General features: G+C 41.9%; 14 protein-coding genes. 10 read left to right on the top strand and 4 right to left on the bottom strand.

What is annotated here, in order from left to right; translation table 11 throughout:
* Positions 1 to 56 precede the first annotated feature (56 nt).
* The 5 genes from MKY34_RS17420 to MKY34_RS17400 all read left to right on the top strand — a co-directional run bounded on the left by MKY34_RS17420 (position 57) and on the right by MKY34_RS17400 (position 6,527).
* Positions 57 to 1,445, top strand: coding sequence for an APC family permease (locus tag MKY34_RS17420; RefSeq protein WP_342512380.1), 1,389 nt, complete (start codon positions 57 to 59; stop codon positions 1,443 to 1,445).
* A 200-nt stretch (positions 1,446 to 1,645) separates the two neighbouring features.
* Entirely contained in the window at positions 1,646 to 3,157 is a 1,512-nt protein-coding gene (locus tag MKY34_RS17415; protein ID WP_342512379.1) for an aldehyde dehydrogenase family protein, read from the top strand.
* Positions 3,158 to 3,194: 37 nt separating this feature from the next.
* Positions 3,195 to 4,373 carry an iron-containing alcohol dehydrogenase gene (locus tag MKY34_RS17410; RefSeq protein ID WP_342512377.1) on the top strand — a complete coding sequence of 393 codons (1,179 nt, stop codon included), beginning with the start codon at positions 3,195 to 3,197 and terminating at the stop codon, positions 4,371 to 4,373.
* Between the two features lie 73 nt (positions 4,374 to 4,446).
* On the top strand, positions 4,447 to 5,406 hold the full coding sequence (speB, locus tag MKY34_RS17405) for an agmatinase (RefSeq protein ID WP_342512376.1): 960 nt from the start codon (positions 4,447 to 4,449) through the stop codon (positions 5,404 to 5,406).
* A 290-nt stretch (positions 5,407 to 5,696) separates the two neighbouring features.
* Positions 5,697 to 6,527, top strand: coding sequence for a MerR family transcriptional regulator (locus tag MKY34_RS17400; protein WP_342512375.1), 831 nt, complete (start codon positions 5,697 to 5,699; stop codon positions 6,525 to 6,527).
* Between the two features lie 13 nt (positions 6,528 to 6,540).
* Here the strand turns inward: MKY34_RS17400 and MKY34_RS17395 are convergent, their stop codons facing one another.
* Positions 6,541 to 7,701, bottom strand: a complete 1,161-nt coding sequence (locus MKY34_RS17395) for a HAMP domain-containing sensor histidine kinase (RefSeq protein ID WP_342512374.1) — start codon at positions 7,699 to 7,701, stop codon at positions 6,541 to 6,543.
* Positions 7,688 to 8,380, bottom strand: a complete 693-nt coding sequence (locus MKY34_RS17390) for a response regulator transcription factor (RefSeq protein ID WP_342512373.1) — start codon at positions 8,378 to 8,380, stop codon at positions 7,688 to 7,690. Before MKY34_RS17390 ends, MKY34_RS17395 begins: the two co-directional genes overlap by 14 nt.
* Positions 8,381 to 8,519: 139 nt before the next feature.
* Between MKY34_RS17390 and MKY34_RS17385 the strand changes: the two genes are divergently transcribed.
* The 3 genes from MKY34_RS17385 to MKY34_RS17375 all read left to right on the top strand — a co-directional run bounded on the left by MKY34_RS17385 (position 8,520) and on the right by MKY34_RS17375 (position 13,923).
* Positions 8,520 to 10,463, top strand: a complete 1,944-nt coding sequence (locus MKY34_RS17385) for an ABC transporter ATP-binding protein/permease (RefSeq protein ID WP_342512372.1) — start codon at positions 8,520 to 8,522, stop codon at positions 10,461 to 10,463.
* The gene (locus tag MKY34_RS17380) at positions 10,463 to 12,259 is read left to right on the top strand and encodes an ABC transporter ATP-binding protein/permease (RefSeq protein ID WP_342512371.1); all 1,797 of its coding nucleotides are present in this window, start codon (positions 10,463 to 10,465) and stop codon (positions 12,257 to 12,259) included. Before MKY34_RS17385 ends, MKY34_RS17380 begins: the two co-directional genes overlap by 1 nt.
* A 188-nt stretch (positions 12,260 to 12,447) precedes the next feature.
* On the top strand, positions 12,448 to 13,923 hold the full coding sequence (locus MKY34_RS17375) for a YdiU family protein (RefSeq protein ID WP_342512370.1): 1,476 nt from the start codon (positions 12,448 to 12,450) through the stop codon (positions 13,921 to 13,923).
* A gap of 46 nt (positions 13,924 to 13,969) precedes the next feature.
* Here the strand turns inward: MKY34_RS17375 and MKY34_RS17370 are convergent, their stop codons facing one another.
* Positions 13,970 to 14,629 carry a ribonuclease H family protein gene (locus tag MKY34_RS17370; protein ID WP_342512369.1) on the bottom strand — a complete coding sequence of 220 codons (660 nt, stop codon included), beginning with the start codon at positions 14,627 to 14,629 and terminating at the stop codon, positions 13,970 to 13,972.
* Between the two features lie 299 nt (positions 14,630 to 14,928).
* The gene (locus MKY34_RS17365; RefSeq protein WP_342512368.1) at positions 14,929 to 15,150 is read right to left on the bottom strand and encodes a small, acid-soluble spore protein tlp; all 222 of its coding nucleotides are present in this window, start codon (positions 15,148 to 15,150) and stop codon (positions 14,929 to 14,931) included.
* A gap of 193 nt (positions 15,151 to 15,343) precedes the next feature.
* Between MKY34_RS17365 and MKY34_RS17360 the strand changes: the two genes are divergently transcribed.
* On the top strand, positions 15,344 to 15,712 hold the full coding sequence (locus tag MKY34_RS17360) for a rhodanese-like domain-containing protein (RefSeq protein WP_342512367.1): 369 nt from the start codon (positions 15,344 to 15,346) through the stop codon (positions 15,710 to 15,712).
* Between the two features lie 402 nt (positions 15,713 to 16,114).
* Entirely contained in the window at positions 16,115 to 16,909 is a 795-nt protein-coding gene (locus tag MKY34_RS17355) for a VLRF1 family aeRF1-type release factor (RefSeq protein ID WP_342512366.1), read from the top strand.
* The last annotated feature ends 19 nt before the right edge of the window (positions 16,910 to 16,928 follow it).

Raw genomic sequence — 16,928 nt, 5'->3', positions numbered from 1 at the left:
ACGCAAGAGTGAATCTTCGAAATATTAAAAACCATAGACTGGATGGAGGAGACAGCATGGAAAAACAAACGCTAATTCGAACGCTAACTTTATCTCAAGTGGTCTTTTTGGGAATTGCATGGAATAACCCGATGGTATTTTTCAATACATATGGAATCGCCACAGTTACTGCGCAAGGTGTCATTATGGGGGCGTATATCCTCGCCTTTCTTGCAATCCTCTTCACGGCATTTAGTTACGGCAAGATGGCCAAAGCATTTCCAATCGCAGGTTCAGCCTATACATTCACGCAAAAGTCGATCAACCCGCAAATGGGGTTTCTTGTAGGGTGGACGATTATGCTGGATTATATGCTTACACCGATGGTTACGTGTCTGATGTCGGCAGTTTTTTTACACGCAGTATTTCCTGAAATTCCTCATGTTTTATGGATTATCTTGTTAACGGCAACGATTGTTATACCTAGTATTCTAGGGGTTAAGTTTACGGCATCTACCGGTAAAATCTTCGTGATTGCACAAATAGTCTTTGTAGGTATTTTCTGGGTTTTGACGATTAAGAGTTTGATGGCGGGGGTAGGTACAGGTACGTTGTTCTCTATTCAGCCGTTGTTCAATAAAGATATCGAATTACCGGTTATATTAGCAGGCGCCTCCATCCTTTGTTTCAGTTTTCTTGGTTTCGACTCGCTGACTACATTGTCAGAAGAAACGATTAATCCAGAAAAGACGATACCAAAAGCAATTGTCATTATGTTGGTGATCATCGGGTTTCTCTATATTGGGTCAGCGTATTTAGCACAATTGGTGCACCCGGGCTTTTCATTTACAAACACGGATTCTGCAGCGATGGAAGTTGTCTATCTAGTTGGTGGCAATATGTTTAAATCCATTTTTGTGACTGCGGTAATTCTAGGGAATTTCTCTTCGGGTGTCGCTGCGACTACGAGTGCATCGCGTGTGTTGTATGCGATGGGGCGAGATTCCGTACTGCCGAAAAAAGTATTTGGACATATCCATGCACGTTTTAAAACACCGTCAACGGGGATTATTGTCATCGGCATCATTTCCTTGCTCGGTATCGTGCTAACGCTTGACCAAGTGATTAAGTTTATCAACTTTGGGGCACTGATTGCCTTTACATCCGTTAACTTGTCGGTGATCTTTCATTACTTCATTCGAAATCGTAGACGCTCTTCCGTTAGCGATTATATGCGTTATCTATTTATGCCGCTACTTGGCGCAGGATTTACGCTTTGGTTATGGTCACATTTGGAGCTGGATGCGATGATTCTCGGCGGTATTTGGGTAGCATGTGGTTTTGTTTATCTATTGTATATGACCAAGTTTTTCAGCAAACCGTTACAAGAACTTGGGTTTGATAAAGAGATTGTCCTTGAGGAAGAGGTCATTTCAAAAGAGGTCTATCTAGAAGAGGTACGATGAAATGTAAGGGTTTACATTGAGAGGGGGGATGCGATTCGACAAAGCTGCATGTCGAAAATGGGGACAGCTTGTTCGGAAAATGGCAGGTAGGCAACATTGAAAATGATAAGATGAAAAGCTTCATTAAAAACGTTAACTAGAATGAAAATACCATATGTTATACAGCAACATCTCAAAAAAATTAGTAGGGGGTTATTTAATTGTTGAAGTTGAAAATGTTCATAAATGGGGAATGGGTACAGGCAGCAGATCAGGAAACACGCAAGGTAATTAATCCGGCTACGAATGAGGTAATTGCGGAGGCAGAGAGAGCGAGTGTAGAAGAAACGCGTACGGCTATTGCGGCAGCACGTCAAGCATTCGATTCTGGAGTTTGGTCAGATTTGTCGGCTGCTGAACGCGCATCTTATTTATTTAAAATTGCAGATAAACTGGAGGAAAAGGCAGCGGAGCTGAGTGCGCTTGAAATGGCGAATGTCGGTAAGCCTCTACGAGAAGCGGAATTTGATATTGCAGATGCAGTAGATTGCTTCCGTTACTATGGTGGTCTTGTCACAAAACCAAATGGGCAAACGTATGAAGTTGCGGATCCTGTACAGGGACTTATTGTTCGTGAACCTGTCGGCGTATGTGGCATGATTGCCCCTTGGAATTTCCCGTTATTGACGGGGGCGTGGAAAATCGCACCGGCACTGGCAGCAGGCAATACGATTGTCTTTAAGCCATCGGAAATTACACCGATTACGACAATTAAGTTGTTCGAAATTCTTGAAGAAGTGGGCATTCCGGCAGGTGTTGTCAACTTGGTGACAGGTGGAGGCTCTACTGTCGGTAACGAATTGGCTGAAAGCGATCAAGTCGATATGGTGTCATTTACAGGTAGTACGGAGGTCGGCAGATCCATTATGAAGGCAGCAGCAGGCAACATTAAGAAAACGGCACTTGAACTGGGCGGTAAGTCTCCGAATATCGTCTTTGCAGATGCAGACTTTGAAACAGCGGTGGATTATGCGCTTTACGGTATCTTTGTTAACGCAGGACAAGTGTGTAATGCGGGCTCTCGTTTACTACTGGAAGAGAGCATTCATGACAAGTTCGTTGACAGCCTGGTTCGTAAAGCGAAGGACATACGCGTGGGCCGTGGTGATGATCCAACGACGGATATGGGTGCCCTTGTTAGTGAAGGCCACATGAATACCGTACTGGATTATATCCAAGCCGGTATCGATGAAGGAGCCGAATTGGTGTGTGGCGGTAAACGGATTACGAGCGATGGGCTTGGACAAGGATACTTCGTAGAGCCGACAATCTTTATCAATACAACGCCTGATATGAAGATTGTTCAAGAAGAAATTTTTGGTCCTGTACTCGTTATTCAAAAGTTTAAAGATGAAGCAGAGGCCATAGAGCTTGCAAATGATACACCATATGGTCTAGCAGCTGGTGTGTTCTCGCAAGACGGTGCCAAAGCTTTACGAGTCATTAAAAAAATTAGAGCCGGGATTACATCCATTAATGCCTACAATCTTGCGTATGCGGAAGCACCGTGGGGTGGCTATAAGCAGAGCGGACTTGGCCGTGGACTAGGTACTTTCGGTTTGGATGAGTTTTCAGAAGTGAAGCAAATCAATATTAACCTAGATGTCAGCCCAACAGGGTGGTTTGACACAGAGGAAGCGTCTAAAGAAAGTGAACTGCAAGTAACTCGCTAATTCTAAAAACCTATGCAAATGGAAGGGGAAATGTGTGATGAGATGGGAATTTAATTTTAATCTACCGACATCTGTTGAATTTGGGAATGGAACGGTGAACAACGTAGGGAAAAGAGCGAAAGAGCTCGGCGGTGAAAAAGTACTCATTATTACCGATAAAGGGCTTGCTCAAACGGGGATTTTGGACAGGATTACGGATTCGTTGGATCAAGAAGGAGTCTCCTATCTTGTATATGATGAAATTACGCCGAATCCGAAAGACATCGATTGCGTCAAAGCATATGAAAAATTCAAAGATGACAACATCGATTTATTGATCGGTCTTGGTGGCGGAAGCTCTATGGATACAGCGAAAGCGATTGGCGTACTTTTCACACATGATGGAGAACTGAAAGATTACTATGGTTTTGATAAACTTGAACGAAAAATTACGCCGCTTATTTGTATTCCAACTACTTCAGGAACAGGTAGTGAAGTGACGACAGGCTCTGTTATCACGGATACCATCACGAAGCAGAAAGAAGCAATTTTGGATATCCAACTCGCTGCTAAACTAGCGATTGTGGATCCTGAATTGACGCTAACATTGCCGAAGTCGATTACGGCTGCGACAGGAATGGATGCACTGACACATGCCATTGAAGCGTATACGGCTACTGTTGCTGAACCAATTTCAGATGCGCTAAGTCTATATGCGATTGAATTAATTGCCAAACATCTTCCGGTAGCTGTAGAAAACGGCAAGGACGTAGAGGCAAGGCAAAATATGCTTGTGGGCAGTATGATTGCGGGTATGGCATTTGATAACGCTGACCTTGGTGCGGTGCATGCAATGGCTGAACCGCTTGGCGGGCTATATGATACGCCACATGGAGTAGCGAATTCCATCTTCCTCCCACATGTATTTGAATACAATATTCCTTCCAATCCGGAAAAGCATGCGATGGTCGCTATCAAGCTAGGTGCGAAAGCAGAAGGGAAAACAACGGAAGAAATTGCTCAAGAAGGTGTGACTTTGCTGCATGAATTGGCAAGCAAAATTGGCATTCCAAAATTCCACGAGCTACCGAATGTCAATCCGAAAGATTTCGAATTCCTTGCTGAAGGAGCTTTCAATCATCTATGTACGCTGACAAATTCTCGTAAATTATCGAAAGAGGACTATATGACATTGTTCCAAAATACGTATGGTAAGCAACTTGTAGCAGACGCGTAAATACTCGCAAGACACATGGAGGTTCTCCATGTACATAACGTGAGAAAATAAGACAGCAGAGGGGTAATTAATGATGGTTAAACTTGATGAAAAACAAGTGTTGAATTTACCGTTTACAGGCATATGTACGTTTGGTAAGTATCCAATTTGTCCAAATTTGGATGAGTTAGATGCTGATGTAGCAGTCATCGGTGTACCGAATGATATGGGAACCCAATGGAAATCGGGTGCTCGGATGGGGCCACGAGGAATCCGAGAAGGCTCGACGCTATACAGTTTCGGATTAGAAGGTGCGTATGACATCGAAAATGATATTACGTATCTAGGTCCAGATTGGAATGTAGTGGATTGCGGCGATGTCGATATGGTGCACGGTGATTTGATGCAAAGCCATGACAACACAGAACAAGCGATTCGTAAAATTGTCTCAAAAGGCGCTATGCCTGTTGTGTTAGGGGGAGACCATTCCATCACGGCCGCAGTAGGCAAAGGATTGGAAGACTTAGGTCCATTTCATGTCATTCAAATTGACGCTCATCTGGATTGGGCGGATCACCGTTCGGGTATGCGCTATGGCCACGGCAACTGTATTCGCCGTTTGTCAGAAATGGATCATGTACAAAAAATCTTCCAATTTGGTATCCGAGGCATTAGCAGTAGTAAAAAAGAGGATGTTGATGCGGCGAGGGATTATGGGAGTGTAATCCTATCGCCACGACAAATGCGGAAAATGGGCGTGGAAGAAGTACTGGCGCAGCTGCCAGCCGGAGAAAAATATTATGTAACGATTGATATTGATGGCATTGATCCGTCAATCGCACCTGGAACGGGCACACCTTCCCCGGGCGGTCTCTTGTATGATGAAGTGAACGAATTATTGGAAGGCATTGCAAAAAGGGGAGACGTCATCGGGTTCGATTTAGTTGAAGTGGCACCTCCTTATGACCCTACTGGCATGACAGGGCAAGTCGCAGCACGTATTATGTTGGATTTGCTCAGCTATGTGTTAAAGGAGAAAGAGCATAACCGTTAAGAGAAAATAGGGCTATTTTACCCTTGGAAATTCGATGCAACTTTTTGAAAAATAGCGTTTGGAAATGACCTTGACAAATCGTTAGAAAGCGTTGCATAGTATGTATAAGAGTTAGGTTCTGATAATTCGCTCATTATGGCGGGTTTAATGAAAGCGCATCATTCAAGATAAAACTTATCACTTTCTTCTTTTAAGCTTGTTGAGTGTCTAACTCTCATCAAACTTCAAATGATTGAAGGTGATAAGTTTTTTAGACTTTCTACTATATTAAGTTTCAGGGGGAGTGCGGATTGAAAGAAAAACTAAGCATTGGTGAAATGGCCAAGCTTCGCGGAGTTACTACGGAGGCGTTGCGGCATTATGACCGCATTGGCTTATTTAAGCCGCAATTTGTTGATCCTGATACTGGCTATCGCTATTACTCCATTTTTCAATATGAAATTTTAGGCACCATTAAAGAGCTTCGACAGCTGAAGATGACGACGGATGAAATAAAGGAATACCTCAACGAACGTAATTTCAGTAAATCATTAGCTATTTTGAAAGGTAAACATGAAGAGCTAGTCGCAAATCTGAACGAATTGAACGAACTGGAAGAAAGCATTCGAGAGAAGATTAGCTATTTAGAACGAGTGGAAAAAGAAAGTGATCTTCAACAGGTCGTATTTCGTAAGATAAAAACGAGACAATTATTGACCTTGAATGAAAAAATCAATAATAACTTTGAGCTCAGTTACGGTGTGTTGAATTTGGAGAATATGTTGACGGAAAAGACGCCGATTCTTGCTAGCAATCGACTAGGTATTATTATTGAAGAATCGAATCTCGCATTAGAACGTTTTGAAGAACCGTCAACGATTTTTATTGTGGCAAAAAATAAGGAAGATATACCAAATACCTATCGGACGACGGTTCCCGGGGGATTATTTGCCTGTATTCGCTATAATGGAGAATTGTTGTCGAGTCGCGGTGAAAGTTTAAGAGAAATCCTGCAGCATCTGAAGATGAATAATTATCAAATCATAGGTGATGCCTTACAAATCATGCATTTGGATATTACCATTACGGATAAACCGAATGAGATTACTTTTGAAATCCAAGTGCCTGTTCGAAAGTTATGAGTCGACTAAGTACCTATTTGGGGGAAGACCCTAGAGGCAAGATGACAGTAAAGTCAGTCCCGTTCTTTGCATTGTCGGTGACTGTAATCGTGCCGTTATGCTTTTTAATAATGCTAGCAACAGTTGAAAGACCTAAGCCTGTACCGCCCATTTGACGGGAGCGCGATTTATCAACGCGATAAAAAGGTTCAAATATAATCTTTTTGTCTTCATCATCAATGCCAATGCCTGTATCTTTAATATGGATGGCTACCTGTTCGTCATTGGATTTGTTTACAATCATCTCAACTGTACCGCCGTCAATATTGTACTTGATGCCGTTTTCCGCCAAGTTGCAAAAAGCACGATACAATAAGTCTGTGTTTCCCAAGATAACACTGTCATCACAATCTAGGGATAGCGTAACCTGATGATTGTTCGCTATATGAGCCAATTCGGAAATAATATCCTCGAAAATATCTTTTACATAGATACTACTTTGCTCATCGTTATCGTCCATATTCGTCATATCTAATAGGTTACTGACGAGTCCTCGCAAGCGTTGTGTCTGCTTCTCAATAACCGAAATAAGCGCATCATATTCCTCATTTGTATGCGTTTTTTTCTTCTTAAATACATCCACCTTTGTTTGCAACACAGCGAGGGGTGTTCGCAGCTCATGGGCGGCACTTGCCGAAAACCTCTGTTGCATTTTGAAGGAATCATCCAACTTCCCTGTCATGTTGTTAAATGTTACAGTAAGCTCTGCAATTTCATCCTTTGTAGGGGGCACGGTTAATGTTTCAGCTAAGTTATGCGCATTGATGTTTTTGACTTGCCCATTTAGTTTGTGAAGAGGTTGTAATGCTCTTCCTGAAATGTAGTAGGTTGAAAGCCCTCCGCCAACAATAATGAAAAGCATATACATGATGCTTTCAATTTTGAAATCTATTTTGGCTTTTTGGGTAGCTGCAGATGTAGCAATAGGGAGCGTAGTTACTGAGGGTGATTGAGCAATCCCTCCATTTACGCTATCCTGAAGTGCTGGTAGTAAAGGCATAGCATCAATTCTTGTAGCCATTCTACTAGCAGAAAAATTAAGTATTAAAGTAAGACCTATACAACAGACAGTTAAAAGAGCAACAGTCATAACGGTAAGTCGCAATCGGATAGGCATATTTTCAAGCACGGACATCACCATCCTTGTCTGAAGATAAAAAGTATCCTTCACCGATTTTCGTTCCAATGGGGTCATAGCTTAAAACTGTCTTCAGTTTCTTGCGGAGCGTTGCAATATGAACACGAATCGCGCCACTAAAGCTATCCGCATGTTGATCCCAGACATGTTCAATCAGTTCTTCTTGGCTGATCACTCGATCTTTGTGTAGCAAAAGATATGCTAGCAATGCAAATTCTTTTTTTGTCAGTGCGATTTCAAGTTTATTTACAAAGGCAATCCGTTTTGATAAATCTACCTTTATGTCACCGCTGGAAAGCATACTACTTTCTTGCACAAACTTTCTCCGCAACAAATTGCGTATTCTTGCCTCTAACTCAGCAAAATCAAATGGTTTCGCCAAATAATCATTTGCTCCTCTGTCTAGGCCTTTTACTTTATCATTCACATTACTTCTTGCACTGAGAATAAGTACTTTTAATTCGGGCCTCTCATCTCGTATTTTTTCTAACACCTCAAGCCCATCCATTATTGGCAAATTTAAATCGAGTACGACTAAATCGTAATTCACTTCATATAACAGATCGTAAGCAGTTTCACCGTCATCACACGTATCAACGGCATAACCATCTATTCTAAGCCCGTCTGCAATCGCTTCCTGCAAATCAAGCTCGTCTTCTACAATGAGTATTCTCATCCCAAATCACCTCACTCCTATTGTACTGTAAGCAGGTGTTAAATCTATGTTAAGCATTTAATTTCCACAAAAAATCGCTTAACAGGGATTTAACATCATTCGTTATACAATGATGCTATCAAGTTTAGGAGGAATAAAAATGTTTGAAATTAAGCATGTATCAAAACAATATAACAGCGAATTCGTATTGAATGATATTTCTTTTACAATGGGAAAAGGACTGAACTTTATAGTCGGTGCTTCAGGTAGTGGTAAAACGACGCTTTTGAAAATCATTAGCGGGATGGAACAAGATTTTGACGGGGAAGTGACCTATTGCGGGAAAAGCATTAAGGCATTAACCGCTCATGAAAAAAGCTATTTTTATAACAATATGTTTGGATTTGTTTGGCAGGATTTTAATTTGCTCGAGGATGTATCGGTGGTAGAGAATGTATTATTGCCACAGTACTTAAAAGACGAAAAAAATAAAAAAAATGCAGAAAAGATTTTAAGAGAACTCGAAATGATAGACCTTGCACATCAAAAAGTAAAAAATCTGTCAGGCGGCCAAAAGCAGCGTGTGACCATTGCAAGAGAACTGATGAAAAATCCACAAGTGATTATTGCTGACGAGCCGACGAGTGCTTTAGATGAAGAAACTTCCAAAACAACAATGGCTATTCTAAGAAAGATTGCTAAAAAAAGGACTGTCATCATTGTCACGCATGATACCAATTTACTTGACGATCAATCAACCGTTTTAAACTTAGACCAGGAAGAACCGTTTGTAACGTCACAAGAAATCATTACGCAAAAAGAACAGCTGACGTTTGATAAATGTCATCATTTATCCATCAAAAATGCTTTCGAAATCACTAAATCGAATGTCAAAAGTGCATATAACCGATTTGTAGTAGCAGCTCTTTCACTAATGGTTGCAGGTACGTTTTTACTGACAACTGTTAGCGGAGCGATTGGTGACAGTAGCCAGGGAGAGTTTGATGAGCTGATTGATACGTATGGCGAGGGATTGAAAGATATTAGTGTCGTTGGCAGTTTTACGAGTGCGGGAGGAACAAGTGAGCAGGAGGAAGAAAAGCCAAATGCAGATGTCACGCAAGATATTGGTGGCTTATATGCTAACTATGTAGGCGATGAACGTGTAGACTTTACAGCTTTTTTACAAGCATTTGATGATATTAAAGTAACGGTGAGTGGCAAAGAATATCAGATCCAAAGTACAGGTAGTGTGCCGGTCATCAATAAGTTGGTAGCTGGGAAAATGCCAATGGGCAAAGGCAATGAGGTTGTTGTACCAGAAAGCTTTGTTGATACATTGGGCCTGTCAAACGAGCAAGCAATCGGCAAGGAAATTGATTTTAATGGCTCTGTATACAATTGGGATACAGGGGAGCCGGTGCTACAAGGCACATTCATCACCGCAACAATTGTCGGCGTTGCAGATACGACTGTCTCTTATGAATATGAAGGAGAAATGATCCCGTATTCTGTTGATGACTCCTTTTTCTTTAGTAAAGTTGCAATTGACGACTTAAGAAAACAAGCGGGCATAGAAAATAAATCCGTAAACTTCCTTATTCGAGCGAAGACGCCGAAGGATATGATTGCTATTAAAGACGAACTTAACGAAATTGGCATCGTACCGCTTGGGCAATTTGAACTTGTTGAGGATATTGTGAGATTAAATGAGCAAACAACGGAACAATCCGGCTCTGCAAATGTACTTATAGGAATGTTATCTGTCGTTATGGTGATTGCGATTTCCTTAATCACAGGTTTTATGCGAAAAAGAGAGTATGCCATTTATAAAGTAAGTGGCTTTACGAATACGCATTTAGGCTTGCTAAACTTGACGGAAAAGATGACGGAAACCATTGTAGCCATTCTATTGTTACTTGTTATATCGCCGCTCATCAATATAGCTACTGAAAGTTTGTTTGGCAAAAATATTCTGAGTGCACAGACGCTATTTCCAGGCGTGTTATTGATTGTTTTGGTAGCTGTTGTGGCGTACTTGGCAACTACGATTTCGATTATAAAAACCAATGTAACAACCGCATTGAAGACAGGTGAACGATAATGATACAACTAAACAACCTTGTAAAAAAATATGATGCATTGCCTATATTTGACGATGTCAATTTCACCTTTCCGAATAAAGGACTTATTTGCTTGCTAGGTGCATCGGGTTGCGGTAAAAGTACTTTGCTGAATATGATGGCAGGCTTCGACAGCGATTATAGCGGTGAGATTACGGTTGCGGGTGCTTCTATTAGCAACATGAACGCCGACGAATTATGTGCATATCGCAGAGAACATATCGGGTTTATCTTTCAAAACTACCATCTGTTAAGCGGTTATACGGTGCTTGAAAATATCCTCCTTGCTTGTGAATTAAATGCTTCAAGCGAAGGGGAAAATAGAGAAAGTGCCAAAGAACTGTTAAACAAACTGGGATTAGCACAAAAAGCAGATGAAAAGATTGAAAATCTGTCGGGCGGTCAAAAGCAGAGGGCTGCGATTGCAAGAGCGTTAATGAGCAATCCCAACATAATCTTGGCAGATGAGCCGACAGGAGCATTAGACCGTAGCAATTCCCATGACATGATGGAACTGTTAAAAGAGATTTCAAAAGATCGCTTAGTGATTGTCATTACACATGATCAAAAGATTTGTAGCTTTGCCGATGAAGTAATGTATATTGAGGACAGGAAGATTATTGCCAAAGAAACGGTCATTCAACGGGATTGTACTGGTAATGATACACTCCGTATTCATAAGGCGACTAGAGTATCTGCGTTCAAGCGGGGGCTGAAAAACTTCCAGGTGCATATCACTCGTTATATGGCTGTTAGTTTGGCTATCTCTATCGGAATCCTTGCGTTTATGTTGTCTTTATCCTCGGGGAATCGTATGGACAACTCGATTGCGGATTTTAAGGATAAAAACACAGCCTTTAATAATGGTTATATTCAAGGTGAAGATGATGGAACGATTTTGGATATGTTGACATCCGATGAACGTATCGACAATGTCTATTATCAATACAAAATAACGGACGTTGCATTAAAGCTGGGGGATAAAACCGAAGCGATGGCAGAAAAATACCCAATGGCTAAGGCGACTGAAAAGATGTCATACGGTACGATGCCAAAATCAGGTGAAAAGGAAATCGCATTGAGTCCGAGTCTTGCTAAAAAGTTTGCTAATGATATTAGTAGAGTACTTGGACAAGAACTTACGTTACAATATGGTGGAAATGCATACACGCTGACAATTAGCGGTATTTATAATGCAGGCTACGATGATTTCTTTGTCAGCTCCGATATTGAACGGGAATTTTATCAAAAGGTGAAAGAGCAAGAAAACTACTCTATTAGTTACGATGTAAAGAATTTTGAGGATATTGTATCCGTTAGTCAAATGCTAACTGACAAAAAAATGGACAGCAAAAATGCTGCCAAAGAAGTAGGCGCTTTGCAAAGCGCATTCAACAACCTCAATCGTTTGTTCTTGATTGTTTCGATTTTAGTGTTAGCAATTTCATTGTTTATCGGAACCGTTTTACTCGTTAAATTGCAAAACTCACGTTATAAGGAACTAGGGCTGATGTCCGCTTTGGGATTCAAAAATGGGACTCTACGGAATATGATTGCCAGCGAAAATATGCTTTTAGCAGCAATGTCGGCTATTTTTCAAGCAGTTTTGATTGGCAGTACGTATGTCATCAGTATGGTTTTTGATTTAGCAATCATCATTACACCCGCACAAATTGTCCTATCCATACTGTCCACGGGCGTTGTTGTTAGTATTATTAGCATGATTGCTAGCCACAAGCTAATTCATACAGAGCCTGCTGTTGCGTTGAGGAAATAATGGTGTTAATCGGATGAATGAAAAATAGAGTGGCTAGAAATGACCAAGTTATTTCTGGTCATTCTTGTCCTTTTCGGTTGTAATCGATGCGAGTAAGTGGTTAACTTTCATCAGGGTATAATCCATCAGTAGAAGCAGACACTTATAATGGATGTTTTCAATAAAAAGTGAGCAAGAAAGGAGAAACGATGACAAAACGACAACAGTCACTTGAAATGGGATGGCATCTAGACAACAGTTATAGCCGTTTGCCTAAATCCTTTTTTACAAGTTTGAATCCAACTCCAGTCCAGTCACCAGCGCTGATCATGTTTAATGATTCTTTGGCGATTTCACTTGGACTAAATGCAGGGGCACTACGAAGTGAAGAAGGGGTAGCGATATTTGCTGGCAATGCGATCCCTGAAGATGCTTTGCCACTTGCTCAAGCATACGCAGGCCACCAATTTGGCAACTTTACAATGCTAGGGGACGGCAGGGCGGTATTGCTTGGTGAACAATTGACGCCAGAAGGTAAACGTTTTGATATTCAGCTGAAAGGCGCTGGACGGACACCGTATTCCCGCGGAGGAGATGGACGTGCCGCACTTGGTCCCATGTTACGAGAATACATTATGAGTGAAGCAATGCATGCACTTGGTATCCCAACGACTCGTGCATTAGCTGTGGTGACAACGGGTGAGTCTATTATCCGTGAAACCGATTTGCCAGGAGCTATTTTAACGCGTGTGGCAAGCAGTCATCTGCGTTTTGGTACTTTTCAATACGTTGCGAAATGGGGGACGGATGATGAGCTTCGTGCGTTAGCTGATTATGCATTACAGCGTCATTATCCAGAAATCGAGGAGAATGACGGTCGCTATCTTGCATTGCTACAAGCTGTCATTCAGCGTCAGGCGGCTTTGGTTGCCAAATGGCAGTTGGTTGGTTTCATCCACGGTGTTATGAATACCGATAATATGACGATCAGTGGAGAAACGATTGATTATGGTCCTTGTGCTTTTATGGATACATATAATCCTGCCACGGTTTTTAGCTCGATTGATATTCAAGGTCGCTATGCTTATGGCAATCAACCGAATATCGTCGGCTGGAATCTTGCGCGATTTGCGGAAAGTCTTTTATCGCTACTGCATGAAGAGTACGCGGAAGGAGCTCGATTGGCACAAGATGAGCTATCTGATTTCTCGGAGCATTATTATGCGAATTGGTTTGCGGGCATGCGAGCGAAATTAGGATTGTTCAATGAAGAGAAACAGGACGAATCTTTAATGGGGCATCTTTTGCAATTGATGGAGCAACACGATGCGGATTATACAAATATATTTCGTGCATTAACACTCAATCAATTGACGGATGAAGCGCTTTTCGAAACATCCGAATTTACACAGTGGTACGAGCTGTGGCAGGAAAGATTGACTAGGCAGCAGGCATCAAAGGAAAGTGTTCAACAATTGATGCGGGACAGTAACCCTGCAGTAATACCTCGGAATCATCGGGTAGAAGCAGCACTTGAAGCTGCAGTCCAACGGGGTGACTATCGTGTGATGCAGGAGCTACTGGATGTCCTTTCCAATCCATATGCCTATTCTAATCAGCAGGTGAATTATGCGTCACTTCCTGCTCCTTCAACAAGTCCTTATCAAACATATTGTGGAACTTGAAAGCTCGCTTACAGTTAGGCTGACTGTAAGCGAGCTTTTATATGCTTTATGAAGTCAATTCAACCGTTGCGGTAATCGTGACCCCATTTAACGCTTGTGTCGCCAGTCGATCGGCTTCTGTATTTAATTTACGTTGCACGAGTTCATATGTTGGCTGAATCTCGAGGCGTGCTAATTTCTCTTCAATTCTGTCTACCCAGCGTGCCAGTCCGCTTTCCAGTACTGGCCACTCGCCTGTCAGCTGATTAATGACGACTTGGGAATCCCCGACAAAGCGAGCCGGTAGGTGGTGAACATTCAACAATTCAAGCTCCTGTAGCCCTAAGTAAAGCGCGGCATATTCGGCTTCGTTATTCGAGACAAGTTCGGCAGAAGGAGCATTGCGTCGTAAGCGATACGATTTCCCGTTTTGCTCATAATAGATGGCACAGCCCAAACCGGATTGGTTGCTGGCGTGATCGAAGCCTCCGTCGAAATAAACAGTGATGTTATGCGGTTCTGTCTCGATGCCTTTTAAATAACCTTTCAATTCTTTTATCGTCCATGTGGTGTCAAATGGATCGATAAATGTGATGTTTTTGGCGCGTCCCGTCTTTGTCATATCTTCAGCAAGCAGTAGAGCCTGCGCTGCGGGCATTTCCTCAGAACGCAAGATGGTTTCCGTGCCTTTGGGCGTTTTATACATCCATTCGATGAGAACTTGCATTTTTAAACCTCCCCTATCAGTCATTCTTTCATGTATGAGAAAAAAGGCATCTATGTTTGATCCCATCGTCAGCCAGTAGCTGTCCATGATGGGCAATCGCATAGATACCTTATAGTTTATACCAAGAAGAGGTAATCCGTACTTTTATCCTGCATTAACGGGCAGGAAGACTCCCACTTCAAAACTTAAGTAAAAATACGCTAAAGATAAGTGGGAGATCAACTGCCCGTAAAAGCCTGATTGGTTCAACTAACAATCAGTGGGGGATGAGGGAAACCCCCACTGATTGAAGTTTCACTTTATAAGTACCCATTAATGCGTGATTTATTTTCTGCGCGAATTTCCTCTTGTAATCCTTCAATGCTTTCTTTCCGCCGTTCATTTTTCTCCTTTATGGCGGCAAGTTCTTTTCCTTCTGCAAATTCCATTGCGGCTTCTGCAGCTTCCATATTGCTGATGGTTTTCTTCAGTCGGTTGACATTATCATCCGAATCATTCGGTTTCGGGGTAAATTTAGGCATCATTTTTCCTCCTTCATTTTTAATGAAACTTCAAGACCTAGTCTTCCCTAATCTCCGCTAACTATTTGACCTAAATAATGGACTTTGCAGATTGGGAGCTGTAAGGGGAATTGATCATGATTGATTATACAAAATAGGAGAAACAGGGTAAGATGGGGGCAGATAATTATAGCGATGAAAGGGAAGAATTGTCATGAAAAAATGGAGTTGGCTAGTGATTGTTTTTGTATTTTTATTAACAGCTTGTGGCGCTAAAAACGCAGAAGGCTATGAAACGATTGTGTTGAAGGATATTCAACAGCATGTAGACAAGGGAGCGATTGTGCTAGATGTCCGGGAAGTAGAGGAGTTTGAAGAAGGGCATATCATTGGAGCGGTCAATGTTCCTTTGTCCGAATTGCAAAAAGGCAACCGAGCCGATTTAGATTCGGCTGAACAATATATTGTTATTTGCCGCAGTGGTAATCGTTCCAAAGAAGCGAGTGCTATTTTAGCAGGCGATGGCTACGATGTTGTTAATGTTTCAGAAGGCATGTCGTCTTGGACGGGGGAAGTTGAATAATCAGGTGCACCGTAGCAAGGAAATGGACCAAGTATACACTATGGAAATACATACGAATTACCGCAAAAAGGAATCAGCTATGCTTATAAGCGGCTGATTCCTTTTATTTATTGCTCAATACATTCCTATGTAAAATGCGGCACTACTAGGCTTCGGCTAAATCCCTAGTCGGATTGGGCGGTGTATTGTTTTTCACCTTCCGTCGAAAGTGCCCCGGTACGCGGGACAGAGCTGTGCCGCGCCTCTGTGATTAGTAGTATATCCATTTTTGCTAGAAGATATACCTTGAACTCGTGAAAAACAGAGCATGTCAGGACCAGATTACCCATAAAGAATTGTCAGCCGTTAATTTAGCGCGAGATGGGCATACTTCTATCGAGGGAAAATCAAAGGAGGTCCAGCATGTCATTGATTGAAGAGCTTCAGACGTTAAAAGAATTTCGCAGCCCAACTCGCTGTGTGCTAAGCGCGTATGTCAATACCAATCCAGCCGATCCTGATCAGCTGAAAGGTGCATGGAAAATTCATTTGAAAAGTGGCTTAAAGCGAATTGAAGAATATTTATCGGCTTCTGAGGATGAAACCGAATTGAAGGCATTTAAAGAACTTCGGGACAAAGTTGTTAAAGAAATCGAAGACAATCAAAATGATTTACACAAAGGCGTTGTGATCTTTGCTTCGGAAGACCCGGAATTATGGTCTGTCTATTATGTTCAAGTGCATGTGAAAACCAGTTTCCATTGGGAAGATCATCCGGTGCTCCAAGAGTTGGAATATATGTACAAAGCTTATCCAGAGGCGGGCATTGTTTTACCAAGCTTTGGGGAAGTACGCATATTAGATACGGCAATGGGCTTCCTATATGATGAGCTAATGTATGATTTTGATCCGAAACTTCAGGGATGGGGGGATCGAAAGAAAGTGACGAAAGACGATCATCCCTCCATCGGCAGTAGCAAGGTGGATGTGTTGGAATCAAGGTTGAAAGAAAACTTAGGTCGTTTTTATAAAGAAATGGGCGAAACCGTGGAACGACTGAAGAAAGAGCGCGGTTGGAAGGAGATTCATGTAGTCGGGGAAGCGGAATTAGCAAAAGCTTTTGCCGAGATCTTACGCGAAAAACCAGCAAGTTGCATTCACAAAAACTTGAATAACAGCAAACCGGCTGACATCCTGCATCAAGTGTTTGAAAAATAATAGCAAACCACTCTCGTTC

Origin of the sequence: Sporosarcina sp. FSL K6-1522, assembly GCF_038622445.1 — a bacterium.
In the GTDB taxonomy this organism is placed as follows: domain Bacteria; phylum Bacillota; class Bacilli; order Bacillales_A; family Planococcaceae; genus Sporosarcina.
The sequence above is the reverse complement of the archived record's forward strand: the minus strand, read 5'-3'. Positions and strand labels throughout refer to the sequence as shown.

Bases quoted from the DNA above. Each gene is read 5' to 3' on its own strand.
- MKY34_RS17420 (WP_342512380.1), top strand. From the start codon at position 57: ATGGAAAAACAAACGCTAATTCGAACGCTAACTTTATCTCAAGTGGTC.
- MKY34_RS17410 (WP_342512377.1), top strand. From the start codon at position 3,195: ATGAGATGGGAATTTAATTTTAATCTACCGACATCTGTTGAATTTGGG.
- speB (WP_342512376.1), top strand. From the start codon at position 4,447: ATGGTTAAACTTGATGAAAAACAAGTGTTGAATTTACCGTTTACAGGC.
- MKY34_RS17395 (WP_342512374.1), bottom strand. From the start codon at position 7,701: ATGTCCGTGCTTGAAAATATGCCTATCCGATTGCGACTTACCGTTATG.
- MKY34_RS17390 (WP_342512373.1), bottom strand. From the start codon at position 8,380: ATGAGAATACTCATTGTAGAAGACGAGCTTGATTTGCAGGAAGCGATT.
- MKY34_RS17385 (WP_342512372.1), top strand. From the start codon at position 8,520: ATGTTTGAAATTAAGCATGTATCAAAACAATATAACAGCGAATTCGTA.
- MKY34_RS17380 (WP_342512371.1), top strand. From the start codon at position 10,463: ATGATACAACTAAACAACCTTGTAAAAAAATATGATGCATTGCCTATA.
- MKY34_RS17375 (WP_342512370.1), top strand. From the start codon at position 12,448: ATGACAAAACGACAACAGTCACTTGAAATGGGATGGCATCTAGACAAC.
- MKY34_RS17370 (WP_342512369.1), bottom strand. From the start codon at position 14,629: ATGCAAGTTCTCATCGAATGGATGTATAAAACGCCCAAAGGCACGGAA.
- MKY34_RS17365 (WP_342512368.1), bottom strand. From the start codon at position 15,150: ATGCCTAAATTTACCCCGAAACCGAATGATTCGGATGATAATGTCAAC.
- MKY34_RS17360 (WP_342512367.1), top strand. From the start codon at position 15,344: ATGAAAAAATGGAGTTGGCTAGTGATTGTTTTTGTATTTTTATTAACA.
- MKY34_RS17355 (WP_342512366.1), top strand. From the start codon at position 16,115: ATGTCATTGATTGAAGAGCTTCAGACGTTAAAAGAATTTCGCAGCCCA.